Raw genomic sequence first — 15,111 nt, 5'->3', positions numbered from 1 at the left:
CACACGGTGGACGTGCAGAAGAAGATCGACGAGATCGTACGGGCGGTCGGCAGCGCCCGGTCCATGCCCATGTCGGCCTCGTGCGTGGTCAACCGCGCCGATCTGCTCTCGATGCTCGAAGAGGTGCGCCAGGCCCTGCCGGGCTCCCTGGCGCAGGCCCAGGAGCTCATCGGCGGCCGCGAGCAGCTCGTCGAGCAGGCCCGCCAAGAGGCGGAGCGGATCATCGAGAGCGCGCACGCCGAGCGTGGCTCCCTGATCTCCGACACGGAGGTCGCCCGCAACTCCCGGGGCGAGGCCGACCGCATCCTCGCCGAGGCCCGCCAGGCCGCCGAGGAGGTCCGCGGCGAGGCCGACGAGTACGTGGACAGCAAGCTCGCCAACTTCGAGGTCGTCCTCACCAAGACCCTCGGCTCGGTGGGCCGCGGCCGCGAGAAGCTGCTCGGCACCGGCCCAGGCCTCGACGAGCACGGCTACGAGGACGAGGACGCCCCCGAGCGCAGCCACGACCCCGAGACGCTGCGCCGCGACGCCGACGCGTACGTGGACGCCAAGCTCGGCGCCTTCGAGGCGGTCCTCGCCAAGACGCTGGAGGCCGTCGGCCGGGGCCGCCAGAGCCTGCACGGCCGGGCCCCCGCCGACGAGCTCGGCACCCTGGGCGAGGCCGCCACCACCCAGGGCCACACCACCGACGCCGAGTACCTCGCGGACCTCGCGGGACCCGCGCCCGCCGCGCAGCCCGTACCGCAGCAGCCCGCGCAGGCCCCGCCGATCCCGGCCCAGCAGCCCTACGCGCCCCCGCAGCAGCAGCCCGACCCGTACGGGTACCAGGACCAGTACGCGTACCAGCAGCAGTACGGCCAGCAGGATCCGTACGGCTACCAGCAGCAGCACGACCAGTACGGCTATCCGCAGCAGGGCTACGACCAGCAGCCGCAGCACGCCCAGCACCAGGACCCGCACCAGGATCCGCACCAGGGCGGGCAGCACCACGGGCAGCCGCAGCCGGCCGTGCTCGACGAGACCAGCCTCTTCGACACGACCATGATCAGCGCCGAACAGCTGCGGGCGTACGAGCAGGGGCGTTAGCGCGGGACCCGGGGCGCATCGGACCGGATTGGGCCGAGAGCGGAAGGTCAAGTATCCTGGCTCTTCGGTCGCGCATACGTCCGCGGCTCAGGCTGCCCACCCAAGCCTCAGTTCTGCGGCATCAGTGCGGTGGCCCCCCTTGAACTCCCAGGATTCGAAAGCAGGAAAAACCCTGAGCACGCGCCTCGACCACCGAAACCCCCTCGTGTTCGACACACACGAGCTGGGGCGGCGTCCTGGTGCCATGCAGCGGGTGACCCGCGAGATCGAGGCGCCCGGCCCGCCGAGCGCCTTCGGCATCGAAGGGGTCATCGGAGTGCCGCAGGGCGCCCCGGTCCAGCTGGAGGTCCGCCTCGAGTCGGTCATGGAAGGGGTGCTCGTCACAGGCACCGCCCGTGCATCGGCCGAGGGGGAGTGCGTAAGGTGTCTGGAGCCGCTCGAGCTGGAGCTCGACGCGGACTTCCAGGAGATGTTCTCGTACCCTGACGCCGACGACCGGGGCCGCACCGCGGTACCGGCCGACGACGCCGGGGAATCCCCGGAGGACGAGGACAGGCTCTACCTCGAGGACGGCATGTTCGACCTCGAGCCTGTGCTGCGTGATGCGGTGGTGCTCGCACTGCCGATGCAGCCGGTGTGCCAGGACGACTGTCCGGGCCTGTGCTCCCAGTGCGGGGTACGGCTCGCGGACGACCCGGACCACCACCATGACGCCGTCGACATCCGTTGGGCGGCTTTGCAGGGACTCGCTGGCACCATCCAGGACGGCGAGAAGGACGAGATGAGCGGCGCCGAAGCACAAGCGGGCGTCGACGAGAAGCAGGAGAAGTAGCCGTGGCTGTTCCGAAGCGGAAGATGTCGCGCAGCAACACGCGCCACCGCCGGTCGCAGTGGAAGGCTGCGGTCCCCACCCTGGTTTCGTGTGAGCGGTGCCAGGAGCCCAAGCAGCAGCACATCGCGTGCCCGAGCTGCGGCACCTACAACAAGCGCCAGGTCCTCGAGGTCTGAGCGGCTGGTGAGAGGCACCGTGTCTAGCCCCAAGAAGGCGGAAGACGCCAAGAAACTGGCGGAGACAACGGCCTCGTCCCACACGCTTCTGGAAGGGCGGCTCGGGTACAAGCTCGAGTCCGCCCTTCTGGTGCGCGCGCTGACCCACCGTTCGTACGCGTACGAGAACGGCGGTCTGCCGACGAATGAGCGGCTCGAGTTCCTCGGGGACTCGGTGCTCGGTCTCGTCGTCACGGACACGCTCTACCGCACCCACCCCGACCTGCCCGAAGGCCAGTTGGCCAAGTTGCGGGCCGCGGTGGTCAATTCGCGTGCGCTGGCGGAGGTCAGTCGCGGCCTCGAACTCGGCTCCTTCATCCGGCTCGGCCGGGGCGAAGAGGGCACGGGTGGCCGGGACAAGGCATCCATCCTCGCCGACACCCTTGAAGCGGTGATCGGCGCGGTCTATCTGGACCAGGGTCTGGACGCGGCGGGTGAGCTGGTGCACCGGCTCTTCGACCCGCTGATCGAAAAGTCCTCGAACCTGGGCGCGGGCCTGGACTGGAAGACCAGTCTGCAGGAGCTCACCGCGACGGAGGGCCTCGGCGTGCCCGAGTACCTCGTCACGGAGAGCGGCCCCGACCACGAGAAGACCTTTACTGCTGCCGCCCGCGTCGGAGGCGTCTCGTACGGCACCGGCACCGGCCGCAGCAAGAAGGAAGCGGAGCAGCAGGCCGCCGAGTCCGCATGGCGCGCCATTCGTGCCGCCGCGGACGAGCGGATCAAGGCGGCCGAGGCCGCCGCTGCCGCGCAGTCCGAGGGGATCGCCGACACCCCCTCGGCCTGACGGCCGCCCATCCTTCGGTGCCGGCCGCCCTCTTCACGAGGGTGGTCGGCACTGTGCTTTCCCGATTCCCCGGCCCCCGGGGCCGGCCTCCCCTTCCCCTGCGTCTCCCGGAGCGGACATGCCCGAGCTGCCCGAAGTCGAAGTCGTCCGGCGCGGACTGGAGCGCTGGGTCAGCGGCCGGCTCATCGACGAGGTGCGGGTGCTGCATCCCCGTGCGGTACGGCGGCACGTGGCGGGCGGCGAGGACTTCGCGGCCCGGCTGACCGGCCACCGGATGGGGCTCGCCCAGCGGCGCGGCAAGTATCTGTGGCTGCCGCTCGCCGACTCCGCGCAGTCCGTCCTGGCCCATCTGGGCATGAGCGGCCAGCTCCTGGTCCAGCCCCAAGAGGCCCCGGACGAGAAGCACTTGAGGATCCGGGTGCGCTTCGCGGACGAGCAGGGCACCGAGCTCCGCTTCGTCGACCAGCGCACCTTCGGCGGGCTCTCGCTGCACGACAACACCGCCGACGGGCTCCCGGACGTCATCGCGCACATCGCCCGCGATCCGCTGGACGACGCGTTCGACGACGACGCCTTCCACCGCGCGCTGCGCGCCCGCCGTACGACGATCAAACGCGCCCTGCTCGACCAGTCGTTGATCAGCGGCGTCGGCAACATCTACGCGGACGAGGCCCTTTGGCGGGCGCGGCTGCACTACGAGCGGCCCACCGGCACCTTCACGCGCCCGCGCACGGCCGAACTCCTCGGCCACGTACGGGACGTGATGAACGCGGCGCTCGCCGTCGGCGGCACCAGCTTCGACAGTCTCTACGTCAATGTGAACGGCGAGTCCGGCTACTTCGAGCGGTCGCTGGACGCCTACGGCCGCGAGGACGAGCCGTGCCGCCGCTGCGGCACCGCGATGCGCCGCCGCCCCTGGATGAACCGGTCCAGCTACTTCTGCCCCCGCTGTCAGCGGCCGCCGCGCACCGCGTCGTAACGCTCCCGGGCCGCGAGCACCTCGTCCTGCCGGCCCTCCACGAAGTGGATCAGGGCCAGGAGGCGCTCGGCGACCTCACGGCCCAGTGGGGTGAGGCGGTACTCCACGTGCGGCGGGTTGGTCGGCCGCGCGTCGCGGTGCACCAGGCCGTCGCGCTCCAGCGCCTGCAGGGTCTGGGAGAGCATCTTCTCGCTGACGCCGTCGACGCGGCGGCGCAGTTCGTTGAAGCGGAACGTGCTGTCGTACAGCGCGCCGAGAGTGAGTGCTCCCCAGCGTCCGGTGACGTGCTCCAGGGTGCCGCGCGAGGGGCACTGCCGGGAGAAGACGTCGTACGCCAGGTCGGAGGGTTCTGCCATACCGCAACCTTACGGGCGCACAGCGCTTTCGAATAGTGAGCGCTGCCCCGGACGGCACACGGGAGCCGTGGACCGGGTCAGAAGCCGAAGTCCTGCGTCCACCACGGGCCGCCCGGCGCGAAGTGCGCGCCGACGCCGAGGGTCTTGTAGTCGCAGTTGAGGATGTTGGCGCGGTGGCCGGGGCTGTTCATCCAGGAGTCCATGACGGCCCGCGCGTCGGCCTGCCCGCGGGCGATGTTCTCGCCGCCGAGGTTGTCGATGCCGGCCTTCTCGGCGCGGTCCCACGGCGTCGCGCCGTCCGGGTCGGTGTGGTCGAAGAAGTCGCGCGCGGCCATGTCCGCGCTGAAGGCCCCGGCCAGCTCCGCGAGCCGGTCGTCCGCCTGCACCGGCCGGCAGCCCGCCGTGGCCCGCTCCTGGTTGACCAGGGTGATCACCTCGGCCTCCGCCTTGGCCTCGTCGGAGCCCGCGGAGGCGTGCGCGCTCACCGGGGGAGCCTTCGGCTTCTCCTCGGGCGTACGGGCGGGGGCCGGCGTCGACTTCCTGGGGGCCTTCGACTGCGAGGCCCGGGACGACGGCTTCTCGGACGGCGTCCTCGACGGCTTCGGGTCGGCCTTGGACGGCGTCGGCTTCGGCTTCGGCGCGGGGGAGCGGTCGGTGCCCCGGCTCGGCGAGGGCTCGGCGCGCCCGGCGTCACCGCCGCGCCCGCCCTGGCCGTCCACCTCGGTCGGCGCGGCCGCGGAGCGCACCTTGCCGGAGTCGCCACCGCCGCCCAGCTGATAGGTGTCGCCGCCGGGGAGCACGCCCGCGGCGACCGCGACGGCGCCCATCGCGACGGCGGCGGAGACCCCGAGCAGGCCCGTGCGGACCGGGGTGAGGACGCGGCCCCTGCGGCGGTGCGACACCGTCCCCGGGTGGTTCTCCGGGGTGGCGGCGGCCTGCCCAGCGCCGGAGCGTCGGTGGCGACCCATCTCCTGGCCTTTCGTCCTCGACGATCAACGTGACTCACCCATATGAGTGAGGCTCATCGAGTCGGGACTGTACGCGATGGCGCATGGGGACGAAGTGCTCACTGTGCAATTGGCCGGTTAGCGTGCAGCCATGAACGAAGACGTACGACTCACCGCCTGGGTGCGCGGACGCGTGCAGGCCGTGGGATTCCGCTGGTTCACGCGGGCCAAGGCCCTGGAGATCGGCGGCCTGAGTGGTTTTGCTCTCAATCTGGAGGACGGCCGCGTCCAGGTCGTCGCCGAGGGCCCCCGGGCCGGCTGCCAGAACCTGCTCGACTGGCTCCGCGAGGGCGACACACCCGGGCGGGTCGACGGAGTCACCGAGATCTGGGACACACCACGTGGCATATACGAGACGTTCGCCATCCGGTGAGGTGACCCGGACGGACGTGCGCGGGCGGAGCCGCCACGGGGCGGGAACGGTGTCGCGGGCAACTGCCTGAGGCAGAAAAAGCCTGGTGGTTGCCAAGAACCGGTTGTCGTGGCAGGCTCCGCAGGTAAGGATGATCTCCACGCCCCCAGGGCCCCGCAGGAGAAGCAGCGCCGCCCGTTCCAGGGCCGCGCGCCCCCGGGTCGCCCGCCAATACGGGGCGTGATCGTGTTGACCGTCAAACTTTTTGGTGAGACTCTGGAAGCCCCGCGCACCTTAGCTGTTTGGCATGTGAGAACGGCCAGTACGATCCAGCAGAACAATGAGTGCCAAGCACCGCGGGTGCGATTCCCTCACGACCCACCACCGCTTCGGTCGGTCACTCATTGTGGAGGACCATCCATCATGGCAAAGGCGCTTCTCGGTTACGTCGGCGGCAGCGACCCGCGACTCCTCGCCGAGATGCGACGGCTCCAGCAGCGCGTCCAGGACCTGGAATCCGAGCTCGTTCGGATCCAGGCGGAGAACGACGCTCTCGCGGCTGCCGCTTCTCACGAATCGCTCCTGGAGAGCATCGACGTACCCCAGGCGGAGCCTGCGCTCACCTGACCATCCATCGATCACGACGCATCACAGGGTCATAGGCTCATGTGGCCCTGGTAAGCAACCGGTCAGGCTGTCCGTGTCAGCCGCTTGTTCCAAGATCTGCAAGGGACGCTACGGCGTCCCTTCTTTCTTTGCTCCCCCGTACGCCACGCCGCTTCCTTTACCGTCTGATGTGCCCTGCACCTTCATCGGTGAAACGGCGAGAAGGAGATGCGGCGCGCAGCGCCTCGCTGGAAGGGTGGCGGTGGGAGGCGGGTGGGAAGGTAGAGTCCGACGGCGTGCACCTCAAGGCCCTGACCCTGCGCGGTTTCAAATCCTTCGCGTCGGCCACCACGCTGAAGTTCGAACCGGGCATCACCTGCGTCGTCGGCCCCAACGGTTCCGGCAAGTCCAACGTCGTGGACGCGCTCAGCTGGGTCATGGGCGAGCAGGGCGCCAAGTCGCTGCGCGGCGGCAAGATGGAGGACGTCATCTTCGCCGGCACCACCGGGCGGCCCCCGCTCGGCCGCGCCGAGGTGTCCCTCACCATCGACAACTCCGACGGCGCCCTGCCCATCGAGTACGCCGAGGTCACCATCACGCGGATCATGTTCCGCAACGGCGGCAGCGAGTACCAGATCAACGGCGACACCTGCCGCCTCCTCGACATCCAGGAACTGCTCTCCGACTCCGGCATCGGCCGCGAGATGCACGTCATCGTCGGACAGGGCCAGCTCGACGGCGTGCTGCACGCCGACCCGATGGGGCGGCGCGCGTTCATCGAAGAGGCCGCGGGCGTCCTCAAGCACCGCAAGCGCAAGGAGAAGGCGCTCCGCAAGCTCGACGCGATGCAGGCCAATCTCGCGCGCGTGCAGGACCTCACCGACGAGCTGCGCCGCCAGCTCAAGCCGCTGGGCAGACAGGCCGCCGTGGCCCGCAGGGCCGCCGTCATCCAGGCCGACCTGCGCGACGTCCGCCTGCGACTGCTCGCCGACGACCTCGTGCGACTGCGCGACGCGCTGAACGCGGAGGTCGCCGACGAGGCCGCGCTCAAGCAGCGCAAGGAGAGCGCCGAGGCCGAGCTGAAGGCCGCCCTGCAGCGCGAGGCGCAGCTGGAGGAGGAGGTGCGCCGGCTCACCCCGCGGCTGGGGCGCGCCCAGCAGACCTGGTACGAACTCTCCCAGCTCGCCGAGCGGGTGCGCGGCACCGTCTCGCTGGCCGACGCCCGGGTCAAGAGCGCCACCGCCGCCCCCGTCGAGGAGCGGCGCGGGCGCGAGCCCGAGGACATGGAGCGCGAGGCCGCCCGCATCCGCGAGCAGGAGGCCGAGCTCGAAGCCGCCCTGGAGGCCGCCGAGCACGCCCTGGACGACACTGTCACCCACCGCGCCGAACTCGAACGGCAGCTGGCCGTCGAGGAGCGCAGGCTCAAGGACGTGGCGCGGGCCATCGCCGACCGGCGGGAAGGGCTCGCCCGGCTGCACGGACAGGTCAACGCGGCCCGTTCACGGGCGGCGTCCGCCCGCGCGGAGATCGACCGGCTCGCTTTGGCGCGGGACGAGGCCGCCGAGCGCGCCGTCACCGCCCAGGAGGAGTACGAGCAGCTCAAGGCCGAGGTCGACGGGCTCGACGCGGACGACGCGGAGCTCGGCGAGCGGCACGACGCGGCGAAGCGGGAACTCGCCGAGGCCGAGGCCACGCTCACCGCGGCGCGCGAGGCGGCGACCGCCGCCGAACGCAGACGGGCCGCCGTCGCCGCCCGGCACGACGCCCTCGCCCTCGGGCTGCGGCGCAAGGACGGCACCGGCGCGCTGATCGCCGCCAGGGAGCAGCTCACCGGGGTGCTCGGGCCCGCAGCGGGGCTGCTCACCGTGGCGCCCGGATACGAGGTGCCGGTCGCGGCCGCGCTCGGCGCCTGCGCCGACGCCGTCGCGGTGAGCGGTCCGAGCACCGCCGCCGAGGCCATCCGGCTGCTGCGCAAACAGGACGCGGGCCGGGCGGCGCTGCTGTTGGGCGGCGCCCCCGACGACGTACGGCCGCCGCGTTCCGAGGGGCCGCCGCACGTCGCCGATCTCGTGCGCGGCCCCGAGGAGCTGATGCCCGCCGTGCGGCGGTTGCTGCGCGGGATCGTCGCCGTGGGCACGCTGGAGGACGCCGAGGATCTGGTCTACGCGCACCCGGAGTTGACGGCCGTCACCGCCGAAGGGGACCTGCTCGGGGCGCACTTCGCCCAGGGCGGCTCCGCGGGCGCCCCGAGCCTGCTCGAAGTGCAGGCCTCCGTCGACGAGGCCGCCGCCGAGCTGGAGCAACTCGCCGCGCAGTGCGAGGAGTTGGCCGAGGCGCAGCGGCGTGCGGGGGAGCGGCGCAAGGAACGTGCCGCGCTCGTCGAGGAGTTGGGGGAGCGGCGCAGGGCCGCCGACCGGGAGAAGTCGTCCGTCGCCCAGCAGTTGGGGCGGCTCGCCGGACAGGCGCGGGGCGCCGCCGGGGAGGCCGAGCGCAGCACGGCGGCCGCCGGCCGGGCGCAGGACGCGCTGGACCGGGCCGTCGAGGAGGCCGAGGAGCTAGCCGAGCGGCTCGCCGTCGCCGAGGAGGCGTCCCCCGCCGGAGAAGAGGAGGAGCCCGACACCTCCGTCCGCGACCGGCTCGCCGCCGACGGGGCCAACGCCCGGCAGACCGAGATGGAGGCCCGGCTGCAGGCGCGGACGCACGAGGAACGGGTCAAGGCGCTGGCCGGCCGCGCGGACTCCCTCGACCGCGCCGCCCGCGCCGAACGCGAGGCACGCGCGCGTGCCGAGCAGCGCAGGGCGCGGCTGCGCCACGAGGCGGCGGTCGCCGAGGCCGTCGCGTCCGGCGGACGCCAGCTGCTCGCGCACGTCGAGGTCTCCCTCGTACGGGCCGATGCTGAGCGCACCGCGGCCGAGCGGGCCAAGGAGGTACGGGAGCGGGATCTGGTCGCCGAGCGGAGCCGGGGGCGGGACCTCAAGGGCGAGCTCGACAAATTGACTGATTCAGTTCACCGCGGCGAGGTACTAGGTGCCGAGAAGCGGCTGCGCATCGAGCAGCTGGAGGCCAAGGCACTGGAGGAGCTCGGTGTGGAACCGGCGGGGCTCGTGGCCGACTACGGCCCGGATCAGCTCGTGCCGCCCTCGCCCCCCGCCGAGGGCGAGGAGCGGTCCGACGCGCCCGACGACCCGCGCAACAGGCCGGTGCCGTTCGTCCGTGCCGAGCAGGAGAAGCGGCTCAGGTCCGCCGAACGGGCGTATCAGCAGCTCGGAAAGGTGAACCCGCTGGCCCTCGAGGAGTTCGCGGCGCTGGAGGAACGCCACAAGTTCCTGAGCGAGCAGCTCGAAGACCTGAAGAAGACCCGGACCGACCTCCTCCAGGTGGTCAAGGAGGTCGAAGAACGGGTCGAGCAGGTCTTCACCGAGGCGTACCACGACACGGCGCGCGAGTTCGAGGGCGTCTTCTCGCGGCTCTTCCCCGGCGGCGAGGGGCGGCTGATCCTGACCGACCCCGACAACATGCTGGCCACCGGCGTGGACGTCGAGGCCAGGCCGCCCGGCAAGAAGGTCAAGCGGCTCTCCCTGCTCTCCGGCGGCGAGCGGTCGCTGACGGCCGTGGCGCTGCTCGTATCGATCTTCAAGGCGCGGCCCAGTCCGTTCTACGTGATGGACGAGGTCGAGGCGGCGCTCGACGACACCAACCTGCAGCGGCTCATCCGCATCATGCAGGAGCTGCAGGAGGCCTCGCAGCTCATCGTGATCACGCACCAGAAGCGCACGATGGAGGTCGCCGACGCGTTGTACGGCGTCTCGATGCAGGGGGACGGCGTCTCGAAGGTGATCAGCCAGCGCCTGCGCTAGCCCTTTCTTGATCACTTCAATACTTGAACGAGCGAAGCCTCAAAGTGCTCATAAATTCACAGCAGCCCCCCTATTGACTTCGAAACTTGAAGGCATAGTCTCTGCAACGTTGCTTTTACCTTCAGGTGGTGGGCGGCGTGAAGTTGTGCGCCACTTGAAGAGCTCGCCCCCACCCCCGGCAACGCTGCCGGTGGCCCGAGGAGTACACGTGACCAGCACATCGCAGGCGCCTCAGTCCGGAGCCAGAGAGGCCCACCCGGACCATCTGGGACATGTCATCTTCATTACGGCGGCAGCCGCGATGGGTGGCTTCCTCTTCGGCTACGACAGTTCGGTGATCAACGGCGCGACCGTCGCGATCCAGCACCGTTTCGACGTCGACGCCAACGTGCTCGGCTGGATCATCGCGACCGCGCTGCTCGGTTGTGCCGTCGGTGCCGCGGTGGCCGGGCGCATCGCCGACCGCATCGGCCGCATCCGCTGCATGCAGATCGCCGCCGTGCTCTTCGCGGCCAGCGCCATCGGCTCGTCGCTGCCCTTCGCGGCCTGGGACCTCACGATGTGGCGCCTCATCGGCGGCATCGGCATCGGCATGGCCTCGGTGATCGGCCCCGCGTACATCGCCGAGGTCGCACCGCCCGCCTACCGCGGCCGGCTCGCCTCCTTCCAGCAGGCGGCCATCGTCATCGGCATCGCCGTCTCCCAGCTGGTCAACTGGGGCATCCTGAACATGGCCGACGGCGACCAGCGCGGCAAGCTGGGCGGGCTCGAGGCCTGGCAGTGGATGCTCGGCGTCATGGTCATCCCGGCCCTCATCTACGGGCTGCTGTCCTTCATCATCCCGGAGTCGCCGCGCTTCCTGATCTCCGCGGGACGGCACACCGAGGCCAAGAAGGTGCTCGGCGAGGTCGAGGGCAACTCCATCGACCTGGACGCCCGCGTCGACGAGATCGAGCGGGGCCTGCACCGCGAGCACAAGCCGTCCTTCAAGGACCTGCTCGGCAAGGTCGGGTTCCTGCCGATCGTCTGGATCGGCATCGGGCTCTCGGTCTTCCAGCAGCTCGTCGGCATCAACGTGATCTTCTACTACTCGAACCAGCTGTGGCAGTCGATCGGCAAGGACCCGTCCAGCTCGTTCCTGTACTCGTTCGAGACGTCGATCGTGAACATCATCGGTACGGTCATCGCGATGATCTTCGTCGACCGCATCGGCCGCAAGCCGCTGGCGATCATCGGCTCCGCGGGCATGGCGCTGGCCCTGTTCACCATGGCGTGGGCGTTCTCGTACAAGACCGGCTCCGGTGACAACGTCTCGCTGCCGAACGCCCAGGGTCTGACCGCGATCATCGCCGCCAACGCCTTCGTGCTCTTCTTCGCCCTGTCCTGGGGTGTGGTCGTCTGGGTGCTGCTCGGCGAGATCTTCCCGAACCGGATCCGCGCCGCCGCGCTCGGTGTGGCCGCGGCCGCCCAGTGGCTCGCCAACTTCGCGATCACCAAGACCTTCCCGAGCATGTCCGAGTGGTCGCTGACCGGCTCGTACATCATCTACGGCGCGTTCGCCGCCATCTCGATCCCCTTCGTCATGAAGTTCGTCAAGGAGACGAAGGGCAAGGCCCTGGAGGAGATGGGCTAAACCCCCGCTGCCCCCTCCTCTTCAGGAAGCTGCCCCGGCCGACGGACCTGTGAGTTCTCACTTGTCCTTCAGCCGGGGCAGTACGTTTTCGCAGAAGTGGTGCAGGCTGCGCCAGCCCTCGTCGACGGGCATGCCGCCGGAGAGCGGATGCAGGATGAGGCTGTCCGCGCCGTTCTGCGCGTACGTCACGCACTCGTCGGGCGTCAGGATGCGGTAGACGCCCTCCGCGCGCAGCTCGTCCACCGTCGTCGCCCCCGACTTCACCGCCGAGCGGATGTCCTTGGACTGCCAGGAGGCGTACGTACGCGCCTCGTGCAGGAAGTGTTCGCCGTGCTCGGCCCACGTGCGGTCGGGGTCGTCGGCGATGTGCAGGAGCGGGGTCTCGGCGGCGGGCATCATCGTCCAGCCCTCGGTGCCGTGCTCCGCGAGCTGCGCCGTGTAGTACGCCTCGATGTCGGGCAGGTGCGCGCTCGGGAAGAACGGCAGGCCGAGCCGGGCCGCGCGCCGGGCCGCCGCCTTCGACGAGCCGCCGACCAGGAGCAGCGGGTGCGGCTGGGTGAAGGGGCGGGGTGTGACCCGCACCGTGCGGCCGCGGAAGTCGAAGGGCTCACCCGTCCAGGCCCGCAACAGGGTCTCCAGGAGCTCGTCCTGAAGTTTGCCGCGGCTCTTCCAGTCGACGCCCGCCTGTTCGTACTCCTCGGGCCGGTAGCCGATCCCCGCCACCGTGACCAGGCGCCCTGCGCTGAGCAGGTCGAGGACGGCGATGTCCTCGGCGAGCCGGAGCGGGTCGTGCAGCGGGCCGATCACCGCGGACACCGTCACCGCGATGCGCCGGGTCGCGCCGAAGACGGCGCCGGCGAAGGTGAACGGCGAGGAGATCCAGTTGTTCGGGGCGCCGTGGTGTTCCTCGGTCTGCACGGTGGAGATACCGCGGTCGTCCGCGTAGGCGGCCATCTCCAGGGCGGCCCGGTAGCGCTCGCTCAGGGAGGCGGGCGTGGCCGCGGGATCGACGAGGTTGAACCGTACGACTGTGGTGGGCATGGGAACGTCCCCCTTCACCGGGCGCGGGCTGCGGCGAAGGGGGACGTTAGTTGACGTTGCGTCAGATAGGTAGTGGTGTACGGAAGTTGGCGCGACTCACGTGGGGACGCGCGGTCACCAGCCGAGGATCGGACATCCGGCGGGGCCGTCGCACTTGAAGAGCGGGGTCTCGTATGTCTTGGTACCGGAGGAGGTGTACATCTTCAAGTACCCGCGGCTCGGCTGGAACTTGTTCTTCTGGCCGCGCCAGGTGAAGTCCACCGCCTGGCCCTTCTTCACCGACCGGGCCTTGGTCCAGTGCAACTTGTTGGCCTGCTTGTAGCCCAAAGCGATCTTCGCCGGGCTGCCGCCCCGCTTGTCGTAGACGACCCTGAGCTTCTGCCGCCGCTGCTTCTCCTGGATCTGCGACATCGCGAAGTAGAGCTTGCCATTGCCGAGCGAAGTGCAGGTCCCCGTGGTCGTCGTGGTCATCCACCACGTGTAGCGACCGGAGCGCGGGCAGTTGTGGGGGACGTCCTTGCGTGCGACGACCGAAGGCGTCCCTGTGGCGGCCTGGGCGGGAGCTGTGATCAATGTCAGGCAGCTCGCAGCGGCCACCCCGGCCACTGTGAGCCGGGCTACACCCCGATTAAGCATGTGAATGCCCCTCTGTTCCTTTATTTCCATGGTCAGAGAGGACTCTAACCGCCGTATTGGCCGCTCTGTCTAGGCGGGTCCATGGGTGATCGGCAGTGGACCGTCAAGCGGTGGCCGCCGCCCGGTCCCCGGTTGCGGACTGTTCGGGCTGCGGAACCGTCTCGCGCGGCGCCGGCAGTGCGGCGGAGAGTGCGGCGGCGACGGCGATGGTGGCGGCCCAACCCAGACCGTTGCGACCGACCCAGGTGGTGGCCAGCGGGCCGGTGAACCACTGGACCTTGGTAAGGCACAGGCCCACGATCAACGCGACGGCCCATGCCGCCATCGCCTGCCAGCAGTAACCGCCGGTGTACCAGTAGCGGCTCGTGCGGCCGGTGTTCATCAGGTCCGCCGAGTGGTATCGAATGGCGCGGCCGGAGCGGCGGGCCATGTCGACGGCGTAGACACCGATCCAGGCGGAGAACGACACGGCGAGCAGCGTGAGGAAGGTGATGAACTGGCCGATGAAGTCCTTGGCCACCAGCATCATGAAGAGCCCGCCCACCAGGCTGATGACGGCATTGATGGAGACGGCCATCGCGCGCGGCAGTCGTACGCCCATGGTCTGCGCCGTGAACCCGGCCGAGTACATCGAGAGGCTGTTGATCAGCATCATGCCGACAAGTGCGGTAACCAGATACGGCACCGCGAGCCAGGTCGGCAGCAGCCCGCCCAGGAAAGACATCGGATCGGTGTTCTGCCCGGCGAGTTTGGGATCGGACACGGCCATGACGCCGCCCATCAGAACCATCGGGACCAGGACGAGGGCCGCACCGGAGATGGTCGCCGAAACGATCTTCTTGCCCGACGCGGCGTGAGGAAGGTATCGGGCGAAGTCGGGGCCTGTGGGGACCCAACTGATACCGCCTGCCGCGATGGTGCCGATGCCGGCGATCAGCATCGCCGTGGTGCCGGGCTTCTTGGAGAAGATCGCATCCCAGTCCATGTTGGCGATCAGGTAGACGAGCACCAGCACGCTGAAGAGGCCGAAGAGGTACGTGGACCACTTGTTGCACACGTTGAGCGCCTTGCGGCCCATGCCGCTCACGAGGAAGGTGACGGCGACGAACGCGAGCAGAGTGACGACGACGAGGACGTCGTTGCTCTTGATGTCGAAGAGCAGGTCAAGGACGGTCAGGATCGCGTAGGCGCCGGTGACGGCGTTGATGGTCTCCCAGCCGAAGCGGGCCACCCACAGGATCGCACCCGGGAAGTAATTGCCGCGGACGCCGAACGCGGCGCGTGAGAGAAGTGCGCCGGGCGCGCCACCCCATTTGCCGGAGACCGAGAGCACGCCGACCAAGCCGAAGGCGACGACGGAGGCGACGGCGGCGCAGATCAGTACTTGCCAGAAGTTCAGCCCATTGTTCACCACGAGGGCGGCACCCATGGTGAGCAGCAACACGCTGATGTTCGCAGCCACCCAGGTCGGGAAGAGCTCTCTCACGCGGCCGTGTCGTTCGTCGTCGGGAACGGGCTCGATGCCTCTGGTCTCGACGGCGCCTTCGGACTGGGGAGGGGTTGTCTTGCTCATGGTGCGGGGTGCCTCTCGCTCGGTGTGCGTCGTCGCAGACCGGTGGGGGTGATCGCGATGGACTCTACGCGCGTTGATGCGGAGACCTCCATCGTACTTTAGTCCGAGTAGTGCCCTTGCTGGGCATATGTTCTTTGGAGGAAAGTACGGA

14 protein-coding genes are annotated in these 15,111 nt (G+C 69.8%); 9 read left to right on the top strand and 5 right to left on the bottom strand.

The window, feature by feature from the left end:
* Positions 1 to 6 precede the first annotated feature (6 nt).
* From ACFYO9_RS00675 to mutM, 5 genes are all read left to right on the top strand, one after another.
* Positions 7 to 1,086, top strand: a complete 1,080-nt coding sequence (locus ACFYO9_RS00675) for a cell division initiation protein (protein ID WP_358773956.1) — start codon at positions 7 to 9, stop codon at positions 1,084 to 1,086.
* Positions 1,087 to 1,258: 172 nt separating this feature from the next.
* The gene (locus ACFYO9_RS00670; RefSeq protein WP_355812008.1) at positions 1,259 to 1,918 is read left to right on the top strand and encodes a YceD family protein; all 660 of its coding nucleotides are present in this window, start codon (positions 1,259 to 1,261) and stop codon (positions 1,916 to 1,918) included.
* Between the two features lie 2 nt (positions 1,919 to 1,920).
* Entirely contained in the window at positions 1,921 to 2,094 is a 174-nt protein-coding gene (gene rpmF / locus ACFYO9_RS00665) for a 50S ribosomal protein L32 (RefSeq protein WP_026165248.1), read from the top strand.
* Positions 2,095 to 2,101: 7 nt separating this feature from the next.
* Positions 2,102 to 2,920 carry a ribonuclease III gene (rnc, locus tag ACFYO9_RS00660; protein WP_355811673.1) on the top strand — a complete coding sequence of 273 codons (819 nt, stop codon included), beginning with the start codon at positions 2,102 to 2,104 and terminating at the stop codon, positions 2,918 to 2,920.
* Between the two features lie 118 nt (positions 2,921 to 3,038).
* The gene (mutM, locus tag ACFYO9_RS00655) at positions 3,039 to 3,899 is read left to right on the top strand and encodes a bifunctional DNA-formamidopyrimidine glycosylase/DNA-(apurinic or apyrimidinic site) lyase (protein ID WP_355811676.1); all 861 of its coding nucleotides are present in this window, start codon (positions 3,039 to 3,041) and stop codon (positions 3,897 to 3,899) included.
* Here mutM and ACFYO9_RS00650 read toward each other — a convergent pair.
* Positions 3,872 to 4,255: a helix-turn-helix domain-containing protein gene (locus tag ACFYO9_RS00650; RefSeq protein WP_358773954.1), complete on the bottom strand. Its 384-nt coding sequence runs from the start codon at positions 4,253 to 4,255 to the stop codon at positions 3,872 to 3,874. The genes mutM and ACFYO9_RS00650 overlap by 28 nt on opposite strands.
* A 77-nt stretch (positions 4,256 to 4,332) precedes the next feature.
* Positions 4,333 to 5,223 carry a CAP domain-containing protein gene (locus ACFYO9_RS00645; RefSeq protein WP_358773952.1) on the bottom strand — a complete coding sequence of 297 codons (891 nt, stop codon included), beginning with the start codon at positions 5,221 to 5,223 and terminating at the stop codon, positions 4,333 to 4,335.
* Positions 5,224 to 5,353: 130 nt separating this feature from the next.
* On the opposite strand from ACFYO9_RS00645, the gene ACFYO9_RS00640 reads away from it, so the two are divergent.
* The 4 genes from ACFYO9_RS00640 (at position 5,354) to ACFYO9_RS00625 (ending at position 11,710) form a co-directional block, all read left to right on the top strand.
* Complete coding sequence (locus tag ACFYO9_RS00640) at positions 5,354 to 5,635, top strand: acylphosphatase (RefSeq protein WP_355811685.1); 282 nt, start codon at positions 5,354 to 5,356, stop codon at positions 5,633 to 5,635.
* A gap of 402 nt (positions 5,636 to 6,037) precedes the next feature.
* Positions 6,038 to 6,241: a hypothetical protein gene (locus tag ACFYO9_RS00635; RefSeq protein WP_098245029.1), complete on the top strand. Its 204-nt coding sequence runs from the start codon at positions 6,038 to 6,040 to the stop codon at positions 6,239 to 6,241.
* 275 nt (positions 6,242 to 6,516) lie between these two features.
* A complete protein-coding gene (smc, locus tag ACFYO9_RS00630) occupies positions 6,517 to 10,077 on the top strand; it encodes a chromosome segregation protein SMC (protein WP_358773950.1) in 3,561 nt (1,186 codons plus the stop codon).
* Between the two features lie 208 nt (positions 10,078 to 10,285).
* Entirely contained in the window at positions 10,286 to 11,710 is a 1,425-nt protein-coding gene (locus tag ACFYO9_RS00625) for a sugar porter family MFS transporter (protein WP_355811690.1), read from the top strand.
* Positions 11,711 to 11,767: 57 nt separating this feature from the next.
* Here the strand turns inward: ACFYO9_RS00625 and ACFYO9_RS00620 are convergent, their stop codons facing one another.
* The 3 genes from ACFYO9_RS00620 to ACFYO9_RS00610 form a co-directional block, all read right to left on the bottom strand.
* Positions 11,768 to 12,751, bottom strand: coding sequence for an LLM class flavin-dependent oxidoreductase (locus ACFYO9_RS00620; protein WP_358773948.1), 984 nt, complete (start codon positions 12,749 to 12,751; stop codon positions 11,768 to 11,770).
* 114 nt (positions 12,752 to 12,865) lie between these two features.
* A complete protein-coding gene (locus tag ACFYO9_RS00615; RefSeq protein ID WP_358773946.1) occupies positions 12,866 to 13,222 on the bottom strand; it encodes a hypothetical protein in 357 nt (118 codons plus the stop codon).
* Positions 13,223 to 13,490: 268 nt separating this feature from the next.
* Complete coding sequence (locus tag ACFYO9_RS00610) at positions 13,491 to 14,960, bottom strand: cytosine permease (RefSeq protein WP_358773944.1); 1,470 nt, start codon at positions 14,958 to 14,960, stop codon at positions 13,491 to 13,493.
* Positions 14,961 to 15,111: the final 151 nt, after the last annotated feature.

The sequence above is a fragment of the Streptomyces sp. NPDC005863 genome (assembly GCF_042871345.1).
GTDB lineage: Bacteria > Actinomycetota > Actinomycetes > Streptomycetales > Streptomycetaceae > Streptomyces.
The sequence above is the reverse complement of the archived record's forward strand: the minus strand, read 5'-3'. Positions and strand labels throughout refer to the sequence as shown.